This is a genomic window from Edwardsiella tarda ATCC 15947 = NBRC 105688, from assembly GCF_003113495.2.
Taxonomy (GTDB): Bacteria; Pseudomonadota; Gammaproteobacteria; order Enterobacterales; family Enterobacteriaceae; genus Edwardsiella; species Edwardsiella tarda.
In genome coordinates, this window is sequence record NZ_CP084506.1 from 167,907 (window position 1) to 189,354 (window position 21,448).

15 protein-coding genes are annotated in these 21,448 nt (G+C 57.6%); 7 read left to right on the top strand and 8 right to left on the bottom strand.

From position 1 onward, the window contains the following. Window positions 1–118: 118 nt before the first annotated feature. Window positions 119–1,111 (bottom strand): autoinducer 2 ABC transporter substrate-binding protein, encoded by a 993-nt coding sequence (locus DCL27_RS00860; RefSeq protein ID WP_005295524.1) that lies wholly within the window; start codon window positions 1,109–1,111, stop codon window positions 119–121. A gap of 520 nt (window positions 1,112–1,631) precedes the next feature. On the opposite strand from DCL27_RS00860, the gene DCL27_RS00865 reads away from it, so the two are divergent. Together DCL27_RS00865 and DCL27_RS00870 are read left to right on the top strand one after the other, a co-directional pair. After that, complete coding sequence (locus DCL27_RS00865) at window positions 1,632–2,345, top strand: response regulator transcription factor (RefSeq protein ID WP_005290722.1); 714 nt, start codon at window positions 1,632–1,634, stop codon at window positions 2,343–2,345. Then, a complete protein-coding gene (locus DCL27_RS00870) occupies window positions 2,342–3,805 on the top strand; it encodes a sensor histidine kinase (RefSeq protein ID WP_035599748.1) in 1,464 nt (487 codons plus the stop codon). Before DCL27_RS00865 ends, DCL27_RS00870 begins: the two co-directional genes overlap by 4 nt. 28 nt (window positions 3,806–3,833) lie before the next feature. Here DCL27_RS00870 and gdhA read toward each other — a convergent pair whose 3' ends face one another. The 3 genes from gdhA to uspA all read right to left on the bottom strand — a co-directional run bounded on the left by gdhA (window position 3,834) and on the right by uspA (window position 7,532). Then, on the bottom strand, window positions 3,834–5,180 hold the full coding sequence (gdhA, locus tag DCL27_RS00875; RefSeq protein WP_005290714.1) for an NADP-specific glutamate dehydrogenase: 1,347 nt from the start codon (window positions 5,178–5,180) through the stop codon (window positions 3,834–3,836). Window positions 5,181–5,357: 177 nt separating this feature from the next. Next, window positions 5,358–6,833: a dipeptide/tripeptide permease DtpB gene (gene dtpB / locus DCL27_RS00880; protein WP_005290712.1), complete on the bottom strand. Its 1,476-nt coding sequence runs from the start codon at window positions 6,831–6,833 to the stop codon at window positions 5,358–5,360. 261 nt (window positions 6,834–7,094) lie between these two features. Continuing rightward, window positions 7,095–7,532: a universal stress protein UspA gene (uspA, locus tag DCL27_RS00885; protein WP_005290708.1), complete on the bottom strand. Its 438-nt coding sequence runs from the start codon at window positions 7,530–7,532 to the stop codon at window positions 7,095–7,097. Window positions 7,533–8,145: 613 nt separating this feature from the next. Between uspA and uspB the strand changes: the two genes are divergently transcribed. Beyond that, on the top strand, window positions 8,146–8,481 hold the full coding sequence (uspB, locus tag DCL27_RS00890; protein WP_005290697.1) for a universal stress protein UspB: 336 nt from the start codon (window positions 8,146–8,148) through the stop codon (window positions 8,479–8,481). Between the two features lie 235 nt (window positions 8,482–8,716). Next, window positions 8,717–10,066: a sodium-dependent transporter gene (locus DCL27_RS00895; protein ID WP_005290694.1), complete on the top strand. Its 1,350-nt coding sequence runs from the start codon at window positions 8,717–8,719 to the stop codon at window positions 10,064–10,066. Between the two features lie 119 nt (window positions 10,067–10,185). Here the strand turns inward: DCL27_RS00895 and pitA are convergent, their stop codons facing one another. Together pitA and mgtA are read right to left on the bottom strand one after the other, a co-directional pair. After that, complete coding sequence (gene pitA / locus DCL27_RS00900; protein WP_005290690.1) at window positions 10,186–11,682, bottom strand: inorganic phosphate transporter PitA; 1,497 nt, start codon at window positions 11,680–11,682, stop codon at window positions 10,186–10,188. A gap of 279 nt (window positions 11,683–11,961) precedes the next feature. Then, complete coding sequence (gene mgtA, locus DCL27_RS00905) at window positions 11,962–14,673, bottom strand: magnesium-translocating P-type ATPase (protein WP_035596650.1); 2,712 nt, start codon at window positions 14,671–14,673, stop codon at window positions 11,962–11,964. Between the two features lie 796 nt (window positions 14,674–15,469). Between mgtA and DCL27_RS00910 the strand changes: the two genes are divergently transcribed. Continuing rightward, on the top strand, window positions 15,470–17,209 hold the full coding sequence (locus tag DCL27_RS00910; RefSeq protein ID WP_228594462.1) for a sensor histidine kinase: 1,740 nt from the start codon (window positions 15,470–15,472) through the stop codon (window positions 17,207–17,209). Here DCL27_RS00910 and asd read toward each other — a convergent pair. Continuing rightward, on the bottom strand, window positions 17,206–18,309 hold the full coding sequence (asd, locus tag DCL27_RS00915; RefSeq protein WP_005290677.1) for an aspartate-semialdehyde dehydrogenase: 1,104 nt from the start codon (window positions 18,307–18,309) through the stop codon (window positions 17,206–17,208). The two genes, DCL27_RS00910 and asd, sit on opposite strands and share 4 nt — an antisense overlap. 273 nt (window positions 18,310–18,582) lie before the next feature. Between asd and pldB the strand changes: the two genes are divergently transcribed. Together pldB and yigL are read left to right on the top strand one after the other, a co-directional pair. Then, a complete protein-coding gene (gene pldB, locus DCL27_RS00920) occupies window positions 18,583–19,617 on the top strand; it encodes a lysophospholipase L2 (protein WP_035596644.1) in 1,035 nt (344 codons plus the stop codon). Between the two features lie 16 nt (window positions 19,618–19,633). After that, window positions 19,634–20,440: a sugar/pyridoxal phosphate phosphatase YigL gene (gene yigL / locus DCL27_RS00925; RefSeq protein WP_005290667.1), complete on the top strand. Its 807-nt coding sequence runs from the start codon at window positions 19,634–19,636 to the stop codon at window positions 20,438–20,440. Between the two features lie 78 nt (window positions 20,441–20,518). Here yigL and fdhE read toward each other — a convergent pair whose 3' ends face one another. Beyond that, window positions 20,519–21,445 carry a formate dehydrogenase accessory protein FdhE gene (gene fdhE / locus DCL27_RS00930; protein ID WP_005290662.1) on the bottom strand — a complete coding sequence of 309 codons (927 nt, stop codon included), beginning with the start codon at window positions 21,443–21,445 and terminating at the stop codon, window positions 20,519–20,521. Window positions 21,446–21,448 lie beyond the last annotated feature (3 nt).

Consider the following 21,448-nt stretch of genomic DNA (forward strand, 5'->3'; position numbering starts at 1 on the left):
ACTCCGCCGGACGCCCCGAGTCGGGGCGTCACGGTATGACGATGGAGAGACGTTACCTGAGTGCCAGTCGTGTCGGCTGGCGGGATGGTTTCCCTGGTGATGACGGCGTTGGCCGAGATCAGAAACCGAGCGACTGGGCGTTATCTTTGGTCACTGCCAATATTTTATTGAAGCGGATAACGTGATCTTTCATGTCCACATCCGCCTTGCCCAGTCCATCAATGCTCAGGTCCGGCGTGACCTCTTGCCCTTGCAACAGGCGGTCGGCCACGGTTACCAGCGCATAGCCGGCGTCCTTCGGATCCCACAGCAAGACTTGCTTGATATCGCCGCGTATCAGATAAGGTGCAGCCTGGGAAGGCATCGCGATGCCGACGACGGCGACTTTATCCTTGGCGCGTTTCTTGGCGACGGCTTGGCCGGCGCCGATAGGGCCGAGTGACCCGAAGCCGATGATCCCTTTCAATTGAGGATAGGTCTTCATCAGATCCAGGGTGGTGGCATAGGATTTATCGATGCTCTCGGCCACCGGTAGACGCGAGGTAACCTCAAACATCTCCGGGTACTTCTCTTTCTGGTATTTCACGGCGTAATCGGCCCAGGCGTTGTGCAGCGGCACCGTTAGGGAGCCGACGTAGATGGCATAACCCCCTTTGCCCCCCATCGCCTTGGCCAGCTGATCGACGTTGGCTTCGGCGTACTTCTGGCTATCGATAGTTTCGATGTCCCATTGGCCGATTTGTTGATCGGGTGACTCATGCGTCAGCACCACAATCCCCTTATCGCGCGCCTTCTTCAGTACCGGCTCCAACACCTTAGCGTCGTTGGGTACCACGATGATGGCGTCGACATTCTTGGCGATCAGATCCTCTATGACTTTCACTTGTTGCGCCGGATCCGGCGTCGCCGGACCGGTTTGGTAGGCATTGACATTCAACTGTTGCGCCGCCTGGTTTACTCCGGTCTCCATACGGTTGAACCAGGGGATGCCAGTGACTTTGGCTACCACGGCAATGTCATGCTTATCGGCCTTTTCTGCGGCAAACGAGGGGGAGGAAAACAGGCACGCAGAGGCCAAAGCGGTCGTGAGCAAGGCGAGTTTGAATTTCATGGCTGAACCTTTGTTGTTGTAAGAGCCTGGGAAAATTCATGCGAAAAGGGTAATGAAGAATGGCGACGACTGGCTGCCCGTGGCGGGGGAAATGTGATCTATGCCCATACATGTTAATTTATGGATAAAACAAGGTAAAAAAATGGTCTCATTTAATTTCCTAGGTAATTTTATTACTTTTATCGTGTTATTTTTTCCTTGAAACTCACACGGCTATTAACATTTCATTATCATTTCCTTAGGCATTGGTATGGGAAAAGTATGCATTTTCGTGGGGGATAATGACCAATGTTTATATTTGTGAGATGAAACGATAAGGCAATTTAATTCTATGAAAATTATTTCACTGCTGATCGAGGTCGTTCACTCCTCGCCGGCGATGTCAATGCGGTAATTGAGCGCATTGTGGTAGTCCGACTGAAAGTTAATGTCAGTTTGCCGACTTTATAAACAAAATGTGATAACTCGGAGGGTAGAGGCCGGGTAGACTGAATAAATCTAGGCGCGTGGAGGAGAGACGATGACGGAAAAACGGATCCTGGTGGTCGAGGATGACACACTGATCGCCGAACTACTAACGCTGCATCTGAGCGATGCGGGCTACCATGTCACTCATGCCGCCGAGGGGGATCGAGGCATGGCGTTGATCGAACAGGGCGGTTGGGACGCATTGATCCTGGATCTGATGCTGCCGGGGGTGGATGGCTTAGACATTTGCCGCCGGGTCCGCGCGATGACACGTTATACCCCGATTATCATCATCAGCGCTCGCTCCAGCGAACCGCATCGCGTCTTGGGGCTAGAGTTGGGAGCGGACGACTACCTGGCGAAACCCTTCTCCATGGTCGAACTGGTTGCTCGGGTCAAGGCGCTGTTTCGGCGCCAAGAGGCGATGGGACGTAATCTGATGCTAGAGGCGGGGCGCTTGACTCACGGCGCCCTGACCCTCGACCCGATCGCGCGTCAGGCTTGGGTGGCGGAGCGGGCGATCGAGCTGACGCCGCGCGAGTTTGATCTACTCTATTTCTTCGCTCGCCATCCGGGGCAGGTATTTTCACGTCTCCAATTGCTGGATAAAGTCTGGGGTTATCAACATGATGGCTACGAACATACCGTCAATACCCATATCAATCGGCTGCGCACCAAGATCGAAGACGATCCCGCCGAGCCGGTCTGGATCCTGACGGTATGGGGCGCAGGCTATAAGTTCGGTGATGGTGGAGTTCCCGCATGAGATACCTCAGTCTCTCGCAGCGTCTTGCCCTGGTGTTTGCCCTGCTGCTGCTGGTCTGTAGTACCTTGACGGGCTGGTTACAGCTGCGTAGTAACGCCGCCTATAGCCATCAGGTGATCCAGCGTCTTTCCGCCGATCTGGCCAGCCATATCGCCCAGCATAATCCGCTGTTGCAGGCCGATGGCCTGAATCGAGCCTCGGTGAAACGACTATTCGACCAGCTGATGGCGGTGAATCCTAGCGTGGAGGTCTATCTGCTGGATAGCCAGGGGCAGATCATCGGCGATGCGGCTCCCGCGGGACGCATCGTGCGTCATCGTGTCGGCCTGGCGCCGATCGAAGCCTTCTTGGCCGGTCAGGCCTTACCACTATATGGCGATGATCCACGTAGTCGTGATGCTAAGAAGGTGTTTAGCGTCACGCCGTTGACCCTGAATGGCCATACCCGCGGCTATCTGTATGTGGTGTTGCTGGGGGAGGAGTATAACCGCTTGAGCGATGATGCCCGCCTCGGCTCGGCCTGGCGCATGGCGGGGTGGTCGATCGCCCTGATCCTGGGGTGTGGATTGCTGGCTTGGCTGCTGGCGTACCGTTGGGTGACGCGACCGGTACATGCCTTGACGCACCAAGTGGATCGTCTGGAGCGTGAAGGGTTGGAGACCTTGAGTCCGGAGACGTTGGCGGCGTTGCAGCGGGTGCAGGGCGAGGATGAGGTGGCGCGTCTGCAGCGGGCGTTTGGCCGTATGGCGCGGCGCATCACCGAGCAGTGGCGGCGTCTGGCCGATCAGGATCGTCAGCGGCGTGAGTTTATCACCACCGTGTCACACGACTTGCGCACACCGCTGACCTCGCTACACGGCTATCTGGAGACCCTGAGCCTGAAGCAGGAGAGTCTCGGCGAGGCGGATCGGCGGCGCTATCTGGCTACCGCCTTAACGCAGAGTCAGAAGGTGGGGCGCCTGGCTCAGCAGCTGTTCGAGCTGGCGCGGCTAGAGTACGGTGCGGTTAAGCCACAGTGCGAGCCTTTCTCCTTCGCCGAGTTGGTGCAGGATGTGTTCCAAAAGTTTGAGTTGGCCGCCGAGACGCGTGGCTTGACGCTGAGTACCGATGTGGTGGCGGGATTGCCTCCGATCACGGCGGATATCCATATGATGGAGCGGGTATTGACCAACCTGCTGGATAACGCCTTGCGCCATACGCCGCCAGAGGGGCGCATCGTGGTCCGTCTATGGCAGGCGCAGGGACGCTTGTGGGTGGAGTTATGCGACAGTGGCCCCGGCGTGCCCGATGCATTGCGAGAGGCCCTATTCCAGCGGCCGTTATCATCCGCAGAACGACGCCACGAGAGTGGTGGCTTGGGACTCTTGATCGTGAAACGGATGCTGGCGCTACATGATGGCGATATCGCCTTGGTGACGGGACAGCCGGGAGCCTGTTTCCGCCTCTCTTTGCCACTGTAGGCGCGCCCCGTAGGGCGCGAGAAACGGATTACAGAACCCCTTGGGCTAACATTGCGTCGGCAACCTTGACGAAACCGGCGATGTTGGCACCACGAACGTAGTGGGTCGGGCCCGTCGGCTCACCGCTGTAGTCGACGCAGGCCTGGTGAATGTCCAGCATGATCTGATGCAGTCGCTGGTCGACTTCATCGGCCTTCCATGACAGGCGTGCGGCATTCTGCGCCATCTCCAACCCCGAGGTGGCAACGCCGCCGGCATTGGCTGCCTTGCCGGGGGCGAACAACACGCCGGCCTGCAAGAAGAGATCCGTCGCTTCGATGGTGGTCGGCATGTTGGCGCCTTCGGCCACGGCACGTACCCCATTGGCGATCAGCATCCGGGCGGCTTCGCTGTCCAGTTCATTCTGGGTGGCGCATGGCAGGGCAATGTCGACCGGTACATGCCAGGGCTGCTGCCCTTCGAGGTAGGTTAGGCCGAGGGTACGCGCATAGTCGGCGATGCGCCCGTCCGGCGAGGCCTTGATGGCGCAGAGTTGGGCCAGCTTCTCCGCCGTAAACCCCGCCTCATCCACCACGCTACCGTTGGAGTCGGAGGCGGTGATAACGCTAGCGCCTAGCGCCATCGCCTTCTCTATGGCGTACTGAGCCACGTTACCCGAACCCGAGACGGCGACACGCATCCCCTCCATCCCCAAGCCATGGCGTTGTAGCATGGCGTCGGTAAAGTAAACCAGACCATAGCCCGTCGCCTGTGGGCGCATCAGGCTGCCGCCGAAGGCCAGCCCCTTACCGGTAAACACACAGGCGGTATGGTTGGCGAGCTTCTTCATCATCCCCGCCATATAGCCGACTTCGCGGCTTCCGACGCCGATATCACCGGCGGGGACATCCGTATCGGGGCCGAGATGACGGTATAGTTCGCCGATCAGTGCCTGGCAGAAACGCATGATTTCGCCATCGCTTTTCCCTTTGGGGTTAAAGTCGCTGCCCCCCTTGCCGCCCCCCATCGGTAGGGTGGTGAGGGCGTTTTTCAGCGTCTGCTCGAAGCCGAGGAACTTCAGGATCGACAAGTTGACAGAGGGATGGAAACGCATTCCCCCTTTGTAGGGGCCGATGGCGGAGTTGAACTGTACGCGCCAGGCTCGGTTCACTTGCACCTGGTTGCGATCGTCGACCCAACTGACACGAAACTGGATCACCCTTTCAGGCTCGATCAGGCGTTCCAGCAGGGCGGCCTGGCGATAGTGGGGATGCTGTTGTAGAAAGGGCCATAGGGTGGTCATGACTTCGCGTACGGCCTGGGCAAACTCTGGCTGGTGTGGGTCGCGCAATAGGACGTGCTGCATAAAGTGCTCGACGGAATCGATCGATGTCATAGGAAACTCCTGGTGAGGGGCGGAGGGCACGTGGGTAGCCGGATAGCAGCGTTTGTGCTTAAAAAATAGGCTGATTGGCACTATAGCATCGCCATAGATTAGCGATGCAAGGAGTTTGCTGGCGAGGGGAGAAGAACAAAGCCCTGTGCTAGCAGGGCCTTGTTATACAGAGGATAATCAGGCGTTTTGGCCGTCGCTTTGCGTATTCATCATGCGTTTGAGCCAAGGAACCAGGGCCGCCATTACCAGCGCGATGATCAGCGTCGCGATGCCGATCTTACCGAATACGCTGGTGTAGATGGGCAGTGTCTGTAACGGATCGGTGATACCGTCTGGTACGGCGGTAAAGGTGGCGACATAGCCGCCGAGCAGGAAGGCGGCGGCTTGAGTCAGGAACCACATACCGAGGATGAAGCCCATCAGGTACTGGGGAACGAGGGCGGCGACCATTGCCAGACCCAGGGCGCTGATCATCAACTCACCCAGGCTCTGAAACAGGTAAACCAAGACCACAAACCACGGTGAGGTCAATCCTTGGGCGTCGGCGAACCATAGACCCGCAGCGGCGGCGGTCAGGAAGCCCAGCGAGCACAGCAGCATCCCCAGGGTAAACTTGGTCGGCATACTCAGATCGCGTCCACGACTACCGAGGTGAGTATAGATCGAGGCCAATACGGGGCTGGCGACCACCACCCAGAAGGGGTTGAGGGCCTGGAAGCTGACCGGGTTAATCGCGAAGCCGAGGATCTCATGACGCACGTTGTTGATGGCGAAGAAGTTGAGCGAGGTCGGCATTTGTGCGTAGAGGATGTAGAACAGTACGGCTTCGAGCATCAGGATAAAGGCGACGAACATACGGTTACGTCCCTGGGTATCTTGCTTGAAGGCCTCGCGGAAGAAAAAGTAGATCACGACCACGGAGACGGCGATCAACACGATGTTCGCTACGCCGACGTTATGCATCAGCCAGGCGCAGATAGCAATCATGACCACAGAGCCGGCCAGAACGAGCAACAGCTTGCCGTAGTTCAGAGGCAGATGGTCTGGCTCGGAGCCGAGGCTACGCACCATGCCGCGGCAGGCAAAGTAGACCAACAAGGCGACGATCAACCCTGCGCCGCACAGATTATAGGTCACGGCGTAGCCGAAGCGTTCGGCGATGATCGGTGCCAGGGAGAGCGAAATCAACGAGCCGATGTTGATCGACATGTAGAACAGCGTGAACGCCCCATCGAGGCGCGGATCTTTCGGCGGATAGCATTTGGAGAGCAGGCTGGCGGGATTGGCCTTAAATAGTCCGTTGCCGACGGCGATGGTGCCGAGGGCGACGAAGATCATCTGCGGTTTGAGCAGCGACATCCCGGTCATAAAGTAGCCCAGGGCCAGCACGATAGCGCCAAGCACCATGGTGCGTTTCGTCCCGAGCAGATGGTCACCGACGTAACCGCCGATAGAGATCAGGCCGTAGACCAAGGCAGCGAAGGCACCGAAGGTGATAAAGGCTTGTTCTTGGGAGAATCCTAGCTGTTTTACGAAGAAGACGGCCAGAATTCCTTGTACGCCGTAATAACCGAAACGTTCCCATAATTCTATGAAAAATATCATGAAAAATGGCTTTGGCTGCTGGAGCAAGCCCGGCGTGGTGGTGTTCATTGTGGTTGGCCTCAGATTATTGTTATGTTGGTAAAAGTGATTGCGTGATGCATAGGTACATCTTGATGAAATAGAATTCTATTTTATAAACAAATCTACTGTATTAAATGTGGTATTTAACCGTGATTACTAGATTATTATTTTGATTGTCGGTTAATTGAGCGCTTGTTCACTCTTTTGCTAAAAGTTGGCGGGAAAGAAACAAAAACGCCACGGCGTGAGCGCCGTGGCGGGGGGAAGAACCGGGGATATTAGTGCAAATTAATCGTCTTCTTCGTCTTTTAGCGGCACGATCAACATGTCGATATGCACGGTATTGATCAGCTGACGTGCGGAGGACATCAGCTTACTCCAGAAATCTTGATGATGGCCACACAGCACCAGGTCCATATCATACTTCTTGATGGCGTCGACCAAGACCTGACCGAGGTCACCGCTGCCGCTCAGGGTCTCGGTGATCGGATAACCGGCATGTTGAGATAACTCGGTTAAGGCGTGATGCGTCTCATCGGAAATACGCTTCTGCATATCCCCCAAGTTGACGTCGATTAGACCGGTATAAAGATCGGAGTAGTTGACGTCTACGTGGATCAACGAAACCTTCGCGTCGTAGGGGCGTGCCATGGACACGGCTTTTTCGACCAGTATGTTACTTTCCGGGGAAAGGTCTACAGCAACCAGAATGTGTTTATAAGCCATAAGAGCGCTCCTTCCTAAAGCCGGTTAACGGGTATCACAGGTTTCGTCTGCCACGGCGGGCGTGCTGGCGATACCTGTATAATAGCACTGTCCGGATCGTGAGATATGTCATACGGCTCACAGGGTCGTGGTCGCGTTGCTCACCCAGAGAAGACCGTGACCGGAAAGTGTTAGGCTGTGTCCCGCAATGGCGCCTTCGATGCACATACACCCTTGCGGGACATAGCCTAGTAATATGATTAACTCATTTTTTATAAGGATCACCGCAGGGTAAATCAAGCACTGTTTCCCGATTGCGTGCAAAAGTTGATTTACCCCCAAGATAATGCCGCCTCGGACGGCATTTTGACGGCGACTTCGCCGAATATATAATGAAATCTTTAACCTATAGCGTAGTGGATCCGCGCTCGCCAGGGCTGAAAGAAATAATTTTTGTGATCTTCGCACGCGTCGCCGCCAGATTTCCTACACTAATAATTGTACTCCCTCGGGCAGGGAATACCGTCTCTTGATGACAACACCATGGGTCGGCGGCACGCTACGCCGACATTGTCGAGTTCAGTATCGCGTCCTCGGCAGCGTTATGCCGTGAGGATGCCAGGAGGGGGAAATCATGATTAATACCGTCGCACTATTCTGGGCGTTGTTTATTGTGTGCGTAGTCAACATGCTACGTTATTACTCCTCTCTGCGCTCCCTATTGATAGTCTTGCGCGGTTGCGATCCCTTGCTCTATCAATATGTCGATGGCAGTGGTTTCTTTACCAGTCATGGTCAACCGAGTAAGCAGTTACGCCTGGTGCGCTATATCTATGAGCGTCGTTACAACGATCACCATGACGATGAGTTCATTCGCCGTTGTGAGCGGTTACGCCGCCAATTTATCTTGACCAGCGCCCTGTGCGGATTGGTTACCCTCGCCTTGATTGGGTTAGCCATCTGGCACTGACGAAATACGCGCGTTGCCTAACCGAGCGGATTGTTATAGGGTAAAAGGGAATCTTCCATTACGGATATCAATGACTATGTCAGTACAGCGTCGCCTGCTAAACCTACTTCTTCTCCTTAGCACCTAGGGCGGCCTGCTTACACCATCTATTTTCTCAGGGCCGCCGGATGGCGGCCTTGTTGTAGGTAAACCTCAAGACGTACTCCGGCGATTCCCCATCCAGCGGAGTGATGTTATGAGTCAAGTGTTAGACAGCTCACCGGCGGTGAGCCGCGTTCCCCAGTGGTCGTCGCGAGTGGGCCACATCCTGGCCGCCGCCGGATCGGCGATCGGGATCGGTGCCATCTGGAAATTCCCCTATGTGACGGCGACCAATGGCGGCGGTGCCTTCCTGCTGTTGTTCCTTCTGTTTAGCTTTACCCTGGGATTGGCGGTCTTTATGGCCGAGACCCTGCTGGGCAGCCATAGCCGTCAGAGCGTGGTGCAGGCATTCCGCCAGTTGTGCGGGCGTCATTGGGGGTGGGTCGGCTTGCTCGGTATCGTGACCAGTTGGTGCATCTACAGTTTTTATAGTGTGGTCGGCGGCTGGACAGTCGGCTATGCGTTGATGGCGGGGGCCGGGCGCTTGCAGAGCGACCATGCACAGGGATTTCAGGCGCTGTTCAGTCACTATATTAGTCATCCCTATTGGCCAGTCGTGACCCACCTGTTGTTCGCCGCACTGACCGCCTATGTGGTATTGGGCGGGGTACAGCGCGGGGTGGAGAAGGCGGTGAAGGTGATGATGCCGCTGTTGCTGTTGATCATGGTAGCGTTGATCGTCATCGCGTTGACCTTGCCGGGGGCCACCGCCGGCTTACGCCTGTTTCTGTGGCCCGACTTTAGCCATCTGAGCGGAAAAAGCGTCTTGGATGCGTTGGGCTTAGCCTTCTTTTCCCTGTCCGTCGGCCTGGGGATCCATACCACGTATGGTGCCTACTTGCCGAGTAGTGATGGCGTGGCGCGATCCAGCCTGTGGGTGGTGGCGCTCTCTTGTCTGGTCTGTGTGCTGGCCGGTTTGATGATCTTTCCGGCGCTGAGTGCCGCCGGTCTGGATCCGAGCGCAGGACCGGGGCTGACCTTTATGACCATGCCGGTCTTCTTTAGTCATCTGCCTTTTGCCTCACTGTGGGCGTCGGCATTTTTTATCTTGCTGTTGCTGGCGGCACTCTCTTCCTCTATCTCCTTACTGGAGCATATCGTGGCCTTCGCCTGTGGCCGCTGGGGATGGTCGCGCCGTAATGCCACTCTGTTGGTCAGCGCCAGCATCATGCTGGCAGGCATCCCGGTTACACTGTCGTTTGGCCCACTGGCGGATTACACCTGGGCGGGGCGCTCGCTGTTCGACTGGTTGGATTTTCTGACCTCTAACCTGATGATGCCGCTGTTCGCCATCGTCATCTGCCTGCTGTTCGGTTGGTCATCTCGACTGGAAGGGTTGTTGCCGTCGACTCTGTCGCCGCTGTGGCGCCGGGCGTTGCGTTTTACCTGGCGCTATGCGGCTCCGTTATGCATCGGGGTGATCTTGTTACATGGCGTGTGGTAAGAGGGGGCGCTGGGCGTGATCCTGTCGTTGTAGGTATCGCGTCGTACCAGGTGCGCGCCGATGCGCCTGAGGTAAAAAAAAGCCCGTCAATGACGGGCTTAGTCTTCATTAGCGGGCGTTTAGACGACGAAGGTTAACGCCAGCCAGTACAACAGACTGGAAATGACGATCGCCATCGGCAGGGTTAATACCCAGGCCAGCAGGATGTTTTTCACCGTCTTACCCTGCACGCCGCCGCCATCGACCAGCATGGTGCCGGTCACGGCCGAGGAGAGCACGTGAGTGGTGGAAACCGGCATCCCGGTATAGCTGGCGACACCGATGGAGATGGCGGCGGTCATCTGAGCCGACACCCCTTGTGCATAGGTCATCCCCTTCTTACCGATCTTCTCACCGATGGTCGTCGCAACGCGACGCCAGCCGACCATGGTGCCCAGCGACAGGGCCAGTGCGACGGCGACGATGATCCACATCGGAGCATATTCGACGGTCGCCAGCAGATCTTTACGCAGGTCGCCCAGGAAGCGTTTGTTGCTATCGCTGGTTTCCGGCAGTTTGGCGACCTTACCGGCCGTATCGGCCACGCACATCAGTAGGCGACGCATATGGCTGCGTTGATCGACGGTCAGTTGATCATAGTTTTGCAGATCGGCCAGCATACCTTGCGCACTGGCGATGGCGACTTGCGCCCGTGCCGGGTTGCAATGGAAGATCTTGCTGCCCTGTCCCTCTTCACTCGCCGGGATCTCCGGCTCGGTGTTGATGACATGGCTCAGGTCAGCCTGATGTTGGCGATAATACTGATCCAGATGGGTGATGGCATCGCGTGTACGGGCGATGTCATATCCGGTGGCATCCATGTTCATCACGAAGCCCGCCGGGGCGACGCCGATCAACACCAGCATCAGCAGACCGATCCCTTTCTGGCCGTCGTTGGCGCCGTGGGAGAAGCTGACACCAATGGCAGAGACGATCAGGGCGATACGCGTCCAGAACGGTGGCTTGCGTTTGCCGTCGATCTTCTCGCGCTCGGCCGGCGTCATATGGATGCGGCGACGCTTCTTGGTGCCGCTCCAGTAACGACGCAAACACCATACCATGAGACCCGCCAGCAGCAGGCCGACGATCGGCGAGATGATCAATGACAGGAAGATCTCAATCATCTTAGGGATATTGAGGGCATCGACCACCGAGGTGTGCGTCATCAGCGCGTTCGTGAGCGCGATACCGATGATGGCACCGATCAGGGTGTGCGAGCTGGAGGCCGGTAGGCCGAAGTACCAGGTGCCCAGGTTCCAGATGATCGCCGCCAACAGCAGGGAGAACATCATCGCCAAACCATGGGAAGAGCCGACGTTCAGCAACAGATCGGTCGGCAGCAGGTGAACGATGGCATAGGCCACGCTCAGACCGCCCAACATGACGCCGAGGAAGTTAAAAATACCGGACATTACCACGGCGATCTGCGAGCGCAGTGCACGGGTGTAAATGACGGTGGCGACCGCGTTGGCCGTATCATGGAAGCCATTGATGGCTTCGTAGAACAGCACAAACAGCAGTGCGAGGACTAACATTAGGCCAGTATGGAAATCTAGCCCTGCAAAGAGATGTAGCATATGCGTTACGCCAGTTTGTGGACATGAACGCGGCGCATTATCGGCGAGAAGACTGGCCGGGGAAAAGGAAAATATGACGTTTTTTTGATTTGCCGATGACAAAAGGAGGTATGAACTTAAGACTACTCTTAGTATTTCATAAAGTTATAAGCATTATGACAGTAAAAATTTTTTATATCATGATTGGCATTGTAATGGTATTTCTTTGTTTATTCGGCGAGTTACGCCGCTTTTCGCACCAATGTGGCCGATGCGCCGCGAAGCGGCGCATCGGTAGGATTAGAACCACTGACCGAAGCGGTGAATATAGAAACGCTTCATCAGCTGCGTCAGAACGCAATAGCTCAACAGGATGGCGACCAACCACGGGAAGTAGCTCAACGGCAGCGGTTGCAGGCCGATAAAGTGCCCCAGGGGCGAGAAGGGGATGTAGATCCCTAACGCCATGATGACACCGGTGGTCAGCATCACTGGCAGTGCGGCACAACTCTGGATGAAGGGGATCTTCTGGGTGCGCAGCATATGCACCACCAGGGTCTGCGACAGTAACCCCTCGATGAACCAGCCGGACTGGAACAGCGACTCATGGGCGATGCTGTTGGCGGAGAAGACGTACCACATCAGGGCATAGGTGGCGATGTCGAACAGGGAGGAGGTCGGGCCGATCCACAGCATAAAGCGGCCGATGTTTTTGGCATCCCACTTGCGCGGTTTGCGCAGAAACTCCTTGTCCATGCGATCCCAGGGTAGGCTCATCTGTGACAGATCATACAGCAGATTTTGCAGCAAGAGCTGGATGGCCAGCATCGGCAGGAACGGAATAAAGGCGCTGGCCACCAGGACAGAGAACACGTTGCCGAAGTTAGAGCTGGCGGTCATGTTCAGGTATTTGATGATGTTACCGAAGGTCTCACGTCCGGTGATCACCCCCTGTTCCAATACCATCAGATCCTTCTCTAGCAGGATGATATCCGCCGACTCTTTGGCGATATCGGTACCGGTATCGACGGAGATACCGACATCGGCATCGCGCAGCGCCGGCGCATCGTTGATGCCATCACCGAGGAAGCCGACGGTGTGGCCATTATTCTGTAATGCCTTGAGCACACGAGACTTCTGCAACGGACTCAGCTTGGCAAAGACGGTGCGTCGTTCGGCCTCATGTGCCAACTGTTGATCATCCAGTCGCTCGATATCGCTGCCGAGCAGAACCTCACCCGGCTCCAATCCCACCTCTTGGCAGATCTTGCCGGTCACGGTCGGGTTATCGCCGGTCAAGACCTTAACCATAACACCATTTTCGCGCAGAGCGTCGATCGCGGCGGCGGCGGACTCTTTCGGCGGATCGAGGAAGGTTAACAGGCCGCACAGGATCAGATCCCGCTCGTCGGCGATGCTGAGTGGGAAGGCGCAGCCATCGTGACCGAGATCGCGCGTACCGAGCATCAGGACACGGAAGCCTTGACGGTTATACGCCTCGGCCAGGGTTTGCAGCGCGTGGCGGCGTGCCTCATCCAGCGGCAGGATCTGGCCCCGCTCTTCGATATGGCTGGCGATGGCGATCATCTCCTCGACGGCCCCTTTGCAAATCAGGGTATGGTTGCGCTGCTCGTCGCTGACCACGATGGAGAGGCGGCGCCGGCTGAAGTCGAACGGCAGCTCGTCGATCTTGCTGTAGCCCGACATCGCATCGATGGCCGGATTACCCTGTCCACAGCGGATCACCGCCTTATCCATCAGGTTCTTCATGCCACTCTGGTGGTAGCTATTCAGCCAGGCCAGTTGCAAGACACGCGGATTCGCTTGGCCCTGGGTATCCAGATAGTGTTCCAGGATGATGCGATCTTGCGTCAGCGTCCCGGTCTTGTCGGTACACAGCACATCCATGGCGCCAAAGTTCTGGATGGCGTTGAGCCGTTTAACCACCACCTTGCGGCGCGACATGGTGATGGCTCCCTTCGCCAGGTTAGAGCTGACGATCATCGGCAGCATCTCCGGGGTCAGGCCAACGGCGACGGCCAGGGCGAACAGGGCGGCGTCGGTCCAGTCCCCCTTCGTGAAGCCATTGATCAACAGCACGATGGGTACCATCACCAGCATAAAGCGGATCAGTAGCCAGCTGACACTGTTGACGCCGCGATCGAAGGCGGTCTGGGAGCGGGTGCCGACGATGGATTTAGCCAAGGAGCCGAAATAGGTGCGGTTCCCAGTGGCGACCACCACCGCCTTGGCGGTGCCGCTGGAGACGTTGGTACCCATCAGGCAGATATTCGCCAGCTCTAATAGGCTGCCCTCACCGGTACAGGCCTCGCTGGACTTCTCCCGCACATTGGCGGTGACGTCGTATTTCTCGATCGGTAAGGCTTCACCGGTTAGTACGGCCTGACTGATAAACAGATCGCGTGACTCGATCAGTTTGACGTCGGCCGGGATCATATCGCCGGCGGAGAGCAGGATGATATCGCCCGGCACCAGTTGCTGCATCGGGATCTCATGGCATTCGCCCTGGGCGAACGGGTGGGCGCGTCGTAACACGGTGGCGGTGGTGCGTACCATCGACTTGAGCGCCTCGGCAGCCTTGTTGGTGCGGAACTCTTGCCAGAAACGCAGCAGGCCGCTGAGGGAGACCATCACGATGATGATGATCACACCGGTCAGGTCGGTCGGTTCGCCGTGGCGCAGCGGTAACCAGTAATCGGTGACGAAGCTGATCACGGCCAGGGCCATCAATACGTAGATAAAGGGATTGTTGAAGGCCATGACGAACTGAACCAGCGCCGGTGGCGCCTTCTCATGGGCGACCTGGTTGGGGCCATGCAGTTGTAACCGCTCCACGGCATCCGCCGCCTCTAATCCCTGGGTACTGGCGGAGAGCGTGGCCAGCGTGGCATCGAGGCTGACGCGAGCCTCATCGGCGATGGCGTAGTTTTTCTTCGTTTTTTCCCGGCGTCCTTTCTGGATCGCGCTGTTTTGGTCGATCATTTGAGTCATAGAGCTGTACTCTGGGCTGATTTTTAAGCGCACCTTTGCCGCCCGGCGAAAGGTGTGGATAGCTGAAGCAGAAGAGGGAAACGCCAGGCGTGACAAAGCCTGCGTCATGCACGGCGTCTCAGTGCGAGGGTGGCATTACGCCTCCCCGCATCGGCGCTTATGCGCCTGGAGGAAATAGGGCTTGGGTATAGAACAACATGATAACTGTCCGCATTTCACCCGGCGTGTCGGTACACACAAGGCAGATGATTACATTAGGGTATGCAGCAGTTCGAGATGAAGTGTTGCTGCCCGCCTGGGTTCGGCAAGCAGCACATCGGGAAGATGGTCAGCTTGCCAAGGATAAGTGCGTGTTTTCCTGATGACTCTGACTGTCCAATTGACGCTATCTCCCGCGATAAAAAGTGCGCTAACTATAGTTCTGTGCCGGGAGTGTGTAAACCGTACACACTTAAACCAATCGTTAACAAAGGTATGCTTATGTTCCATCCTGACGACTCGAAAAATTAAATCCCTTTTATATCAATAGATAATAATATTTCTGTGCCTCGTACTTTTTTACAAAAGTACTTTACAAAACCAATTGATAATGATTATCATTAATGCGTTTTCCACGTGTGGCTCAGGCCTCGCCAGGAAGGCACGACATTGCTCACATTGCTTCCATATTTTTAGCCAGCTCGGGTGCTGGCTTTTTTTTTACGGCCTCGGGTCGTCGTTTTGTCTACCAGCGCGCAGCGATGCGCCTGCACTGGCGGCTACAATGGCACTCTCTGTGGTCGGAAAGAGTATCTCTATGGCCGTCAGCCAGGTGGATCTAATCCTTTCGCTGTTGCAGCAGATGTGCGTCTATTTGGTGATCGCCTATCTGCTCAGTAAAACCCCGCTATTCATTCCATTGATGCAGGTGACGATCCGTCTGCCGCATAAGCTGGTGTGCTACCTCACTTTCTCGATGTTTTGCATCATGGGCACCTACTTCGGCCTGCATATCGATGACTCGATCGCCAACACGCGGGCGATCGGTGCGGTGCTCGGTGGGGTGCTGGGTGGGCCGAGCGTCGGCTTTCTCGTGGGACTGACCGGCGGGCTACATCGCTATTCGATGGGGGGGATGACGGCGCTCGCCTGCATGATCTCGACGGTGGTGGAGGGATTGGTGGGCGGCCTCTTGCATCGGCAAATGCTGCGTCATCATCGCCTTGATCTGCTGTTTACTCCGTGGGTAGTCGGGGCGATAGCCTTACTGGCAGAGTTACTCCAGATGGGGATCATCCTCCTGATCGCGCGTCCCTTCTGGGAGGCCGAGGAGTTGGTAGAGCATATCGCCTTACCGATGATGATCACCAACAGCATCGGCGCGGCGATGTTTATGCGCATCCTGTTGGATCGACGGGCGATCGTCGACAAGTACTCTTCCGCCTTCTCCGCCAAGGCGTTGCAGATCGCCGCGCGGGCCGACGGAATATTGCGCCGGGGTTTCGATCGTCAGAATAGCATGAAGGTGGCGCGCATCCTGTATGAGGAGTTAGGCGTCGGGGCGGTGGCGCTGACCGATCGCCAGCATCTGCTGGCTTTTATCGGCATCGGGGATGATCATCATCTGGTGGGCTCGCCGATCACCTCGCACCATACCCTACGCGCCATCGAACACAATCAGGTGGTGTATGCCGATGGTAATGAGGTGCCTTATCAGTGTTCGATCACACCGCACTGTAAGCTAGGGTCGTCACTGGTGATCCCATTACGCGGTGAGGATAATCGCGTGATGGGCACCATTAAGCTATACGAGGCGAAGAATAACCTGTTTTCCAGCATCAATCGCACCCTCGGCGAGGGGATCGGCTATCTGCTGTCGGCGCAGATCTTGGCGGGCAAGTATGAACAGCAGAAGCAACTGCTGGCCCAATCCCAGATTAAACTGCTGCATGCCCAAGTAAATCCCCATTTCCTGTTCAATGCCTTAAATACCTTATCGGCGGTGATCCGTCGCGACCCGGATCATGCGCGCCGCCTGGTGCTGTCGCTGTCGACCTTCTTTCGTAAGAATTTGAAGCGCAATGGTGATGAGGTGACGTTGGCGGATGAGTTGGAGCATGTGGATGCCTATCTGGCGATCGAGAAGGCGCGTTTCGCCGAGAATCTGACGGTGGCGGTGAGTGTCGATGAGGCACTGCTGGCGACCCGGCTGCCGGCGTTCTCCCTGCAACCGATCGTCGAGAATGCCATTAAGCATGGCACCGCTCAGCTGTTCGGCGTGGGGCGGGTTCGGCTACACTGCTGGCGTGAGGAGGAGCGGGTCTGCATCAGTGTGGAGGATAACGCTGGCCTGTACCACCCGCAGCCGGGCGGTGATGGCTTAGGAATGAATCTGGTCGATCGGCGTATCAAGGCGCGTTACGGTGAGCAGTTCGGCGTGCAGGTCCGCTGCGAGCCCGAGCGCTCGACGCAGGTGGTGGTGTGCGTCCCCTGGGTCACGGCATCGGATAAGCCAGCGGCGCTGCCGCGCACGCTGGCCGAAGATCCGCGGGACTAGAGTAGCAGGCGCAGCATACGGCGCAGTGGCTCGGCGGCCCCCCACAGCAGTTGGTCGCCGACGGTAAAGGCGGAGAGATATTGCGGTCCCATGTTCAACTTGCGCAGGCGGCCGACGGGGGTGGCGAGGGTGCCAGTGACGGCGGCAGGGGTTAGCTCCCGCATGGTGAGTTCGCGGTCGTTGGGAACCACTTTGACCCACTCGTTGTGGCGGGCCAGTAGTTGCTCCACCTCGGGCAGGGCGATGTCCTGTTTCAATTTGATGGTGAAGGCTTGGCTATGACAACGCAGGGCGCCGACGCGTACACACAGGCCATCGATGGGGATCGCTTGCGATGTGGCCAGGATCTTGTTGGTCTCCGCCTGGCCTTTCCACTCTTCACGGCTCTGGCCGTTATCCAGCGCCTTGTCGATCCACGGGATCAGGCTGCCGGCGAGCGGTACGCCGAAGTTATCCGTCGGCAAGGTGCCGCTACGCATCATCTCGGTGACGTGACGCTCGATGTCCAGGATAGCGCTCGCCGGATCTTCCAGAGCCGGTGCGACACGGCCATGCAGCATCCCCATCTGAGTTAACAGTTCACGCATATGGCGGGCACCGCCGCCGGAGGCCGCCTGATAGGTGGCGACGGAGACCCACTCCACCAGATCGGCGGCGAACAGGCCGCCGAGGGACATCAGCATCAGGCTGACGGTACAGTTACCGCCCACGAAGGTCTTCACGCCGCGCTCTAGCCCACGATCGATCACCGCCCGGTTAACCGGATCGAGGATGATGATGGCGTCCTGTTGCATGCGCAGTGCCGAGGCGGCATCGATCCAATACCCTTGCCAACCGGCGGCGCGCAGTTGCGGATAGATCGCGTTGGTATAGTCACCGCCCTGGCAGGTAATAATGATATCCATCGCCTTGAGGGCATCGATATCGCTGGCATCCTGCAATGTGCCGCGATGGCCAGCGATAGTCGGTGCGGGTTGGCCATGCTGCGAAGTGGAGAAAAAGAGCGGGCGGATGGCGTCGAAGTCGCGCTCTTCGCTCATGCGTTGCATAAGCACCGAGCCAACCATGCCGCGCCAGCCGATAAAACCAACGTTTTTCATATGCAGTCCTGCCTTGGAAGGTGAGTGGGTTAGGGCGGCCGTCGCGTGCCGACGTGACGCGCAACGGTGTGATAATGCTCAAACTTACAAAATGTACCGCGATGCGCAAGTGAATTTATTCGATGTCGCGCGGCGGATCGTTGGCCGTAGCTAATGAGGGTGCCGCAATGTACGGCATAGGCCGATGCTCCCCGCGGTCCATTTTTTATGCCACAATAGCTCTCCGATGGCATGGCGTAGTGGCTGGCCCTTCCTCTTGTGCGATAGATGACAATGACCTCGATCTCCTCCATAAGTCACGGCTGGCTGACGCGTGAGCGTGGCTTTGCCGCCTTTTCCACCGGCCCATTGCTGGATTTTTGGCAACGGCGTCAGGAGGCGGAGTTTATCGGCGTCGATGGCGTGCCGATCCGCTATGTGGTGTTGCGCGCGGCGCAGCATACTCGCGCCATCCTGGTGGTGCCGGGCCGGATAGAGAGCTATATGAAGTATCCGGAGCTGGCCTACGATCTGTTTCTCAGTGGCTACGATGTGGTGATCATCGACCATCGCGGGCAGGGCACCTCTGGACGCCTCTTGGCCGATCGTCATCGTGGTCACGTCGAGCGTTTCACCGACTACGTGGACGATCTTCAACAGTTGTGGCAACGAGAGCTACTGGCTCATCCTTATCGCCAGCGCTTCCTGTTGGCCCATTCGATGGGGGGGGCGATCAGTGCGCTGTTTCTGGCGCGTCGTCCGCGTGGGCTGACCGCCGCCGCCCTCTGCGCCCCAATGACCGGTATTCGCTTGCCGTTGCCGCGTTGGCTGGCACGCCCCATCTTGGCCTGGGCTGGCCGCCGTGAGATACGACGCACCCGTTACGCGTTAGGCACTGGCTACTGGCGCCCGTTGCCGTTTATGGTCAATGAGTTGACGCACAGTCGCGTGCGCTACCGTCGTTTTTTACGCTACTATTCTGATTATCCCCAGCTCCAGGTGGGCGGGCCGACCTATCATTGGGTCGCCGAGAGCCTCGCCGCCGCCGAGTTGGCCATTGCCAACGCCTCACAGATTACGGTTCCGTTGCTTCTGCTCCAGGCCGCCGAGGATCGGGTGGTGGACAATGCTTCACATCTGCGTTTTTGTCAGGCACTCACCGCCGCCGGCAACGCCCCTTGGGGCGGAGCGCCGTTGGTCATTACAGGTGCACGCCATGAGATCCTGTTTGAACGGGACAGCCAGCGTGCCGCCGCGTTAACTGCCATCATGCGGTTTTTCGCGCAATTTACCGAATCATCGGCACCTACTGCCGCCAACTCCTCTTGAGGTTAGAGTTTATTCTATGTATCAGATTGTAGCTTCGGACATGGACGGTACCCTGCTGTCTCCCGCCCATACCCTGACCCCGTTCGCCCGCGATACCCTGCGTCTGTTGACCCAACAGGGGGTGAACTTCGTGTTCGCCACTGGCCGCCATCACATCGATATCGCACAGGTACGTGATAGCTTAGGGATTAAAGCCTTCATGATCACCTCGAACGGCGCTCGGGTGCATGACCCGCTCGGCGAGCTGATCTTCAGCCATAACGTCGATCCGGATATTGCCCACGATCTCTTCACGATCGTGCACGATGATCCGGCGATCCTTACCAATGTCTACCGTAACGACGACTGGTTTATGAATCGTGAAGATCCCTCGCAGCGTGAGTTCTTCCAGGAGTCGGTGTTCCATTACCACGTCTTCGAGCCGGCGATGCTGCCGACGGATGGCATCTGCAAGGTCTATTACACCTGCGCCGACCATGAGCGGCTGTTGCCACTCGAGGCGGCGATCAACGCGCGCTGGGGCGATCGGGTCAATGTCAGCTTCTCGCTGCCCACTTGTTTGGAGGTGATGGCCGGTGGGGTATCGAAGGGACATGCGTTGGAGTATGTGGCGCGTCGCCTGGGTTATACGCTGCGCGATTGCATCGCCTTTGGCGATGGTATGAATGACCTGGAGATGCTCGAGATGGCTGGCAAGGGGTGCATCATGGCCGATGCCCATCAGCGCCTGAAAGATCTCCTTGCGCAGTGCGAGGTGATCGGCAGTAACGCCGATGATGCGGTGCCGCACTATCTGCGTCAGATGTACTTACATCAGGCCTGATGCTCTCAGGAGGGGCGTGACACGCTGGTCACGCCCGAGCTCCGGGGCGTCCCACCGTTTGGCGGGACGGCGTCCCCGTTACTCTGCCGGGAACAGGAACGGGTTGAGGCTGCTGCGCGCGAAGCCCGCTTCCTCCATCTTGGCATCCAGCAATAGGGTGGCGAGATCGTCGGCGACGGCGTCGAGTTCGGCTTCCTTCTCCTGATACAGGATCTTCAGGTAGCTGCCGCAGTCGCCGCAGCTCTCGGCTTTCACCGCCGCCTGCTCGCTCTCCAGCGACCAATAGCTCAGATCGCGGCTCTCCTCGCAGTTACTGCACTTCACGCGCACCATATGCCATTCGCTTTCGCACAAACCACAGTGCAGGTAGCGCAGACCGTTGCTGCCGCCGATATGGACCACGCTACTCACCGGCATGCTACCGCACACCGGGCAGAAGTGGCGTTGCTCGCCGTAGTCGGCTTGCGCTCGCCCCGGTAGCTGGCTCGCCATCTGCGCCCAGTAGAGGGAGAGCGCCGCCCACAGGAACAGGGCGCGATCGCTGCCGACAGTGGCATAGTCACCCGCTAGCAGGGCGCTGGCCAGGGCTTCGCGCTCGCCGGCGGCACACTTCTCCAACCCTTCGAGAACCGGCAAGATATGTGCGGCCGCGTTGGGGCGGAGTTCGGCGATGATGGCTAACAGCAGGCGTTGCCAGTGCGGGGTACGGGCAAAGGTCTTGATGTCGAGCGGCGGCGTACCACAGGAGGCCGCGTTGGCGATGACCGGCGCGAGATCGAGCGTTAGCGGGTGGTCGAAGAGTGCCTGTTGCTGGGCATCGGCCAATTCGGCGGCGAAGCGCAGGTAGTCACCGAGCGGATTCTCTTCGGCCAGGGTGCGCAGACGTGCCGCGCGTCGGCTGTAGAGATGCTGGAGGTGAGGCAGCAGCAGAGGAGGAATCGGACCCAAGGCGCTGGTACGGTGTTCGTTACCGAGCTGCTCTTGCGGAAGAATACGGATGCTCATAGC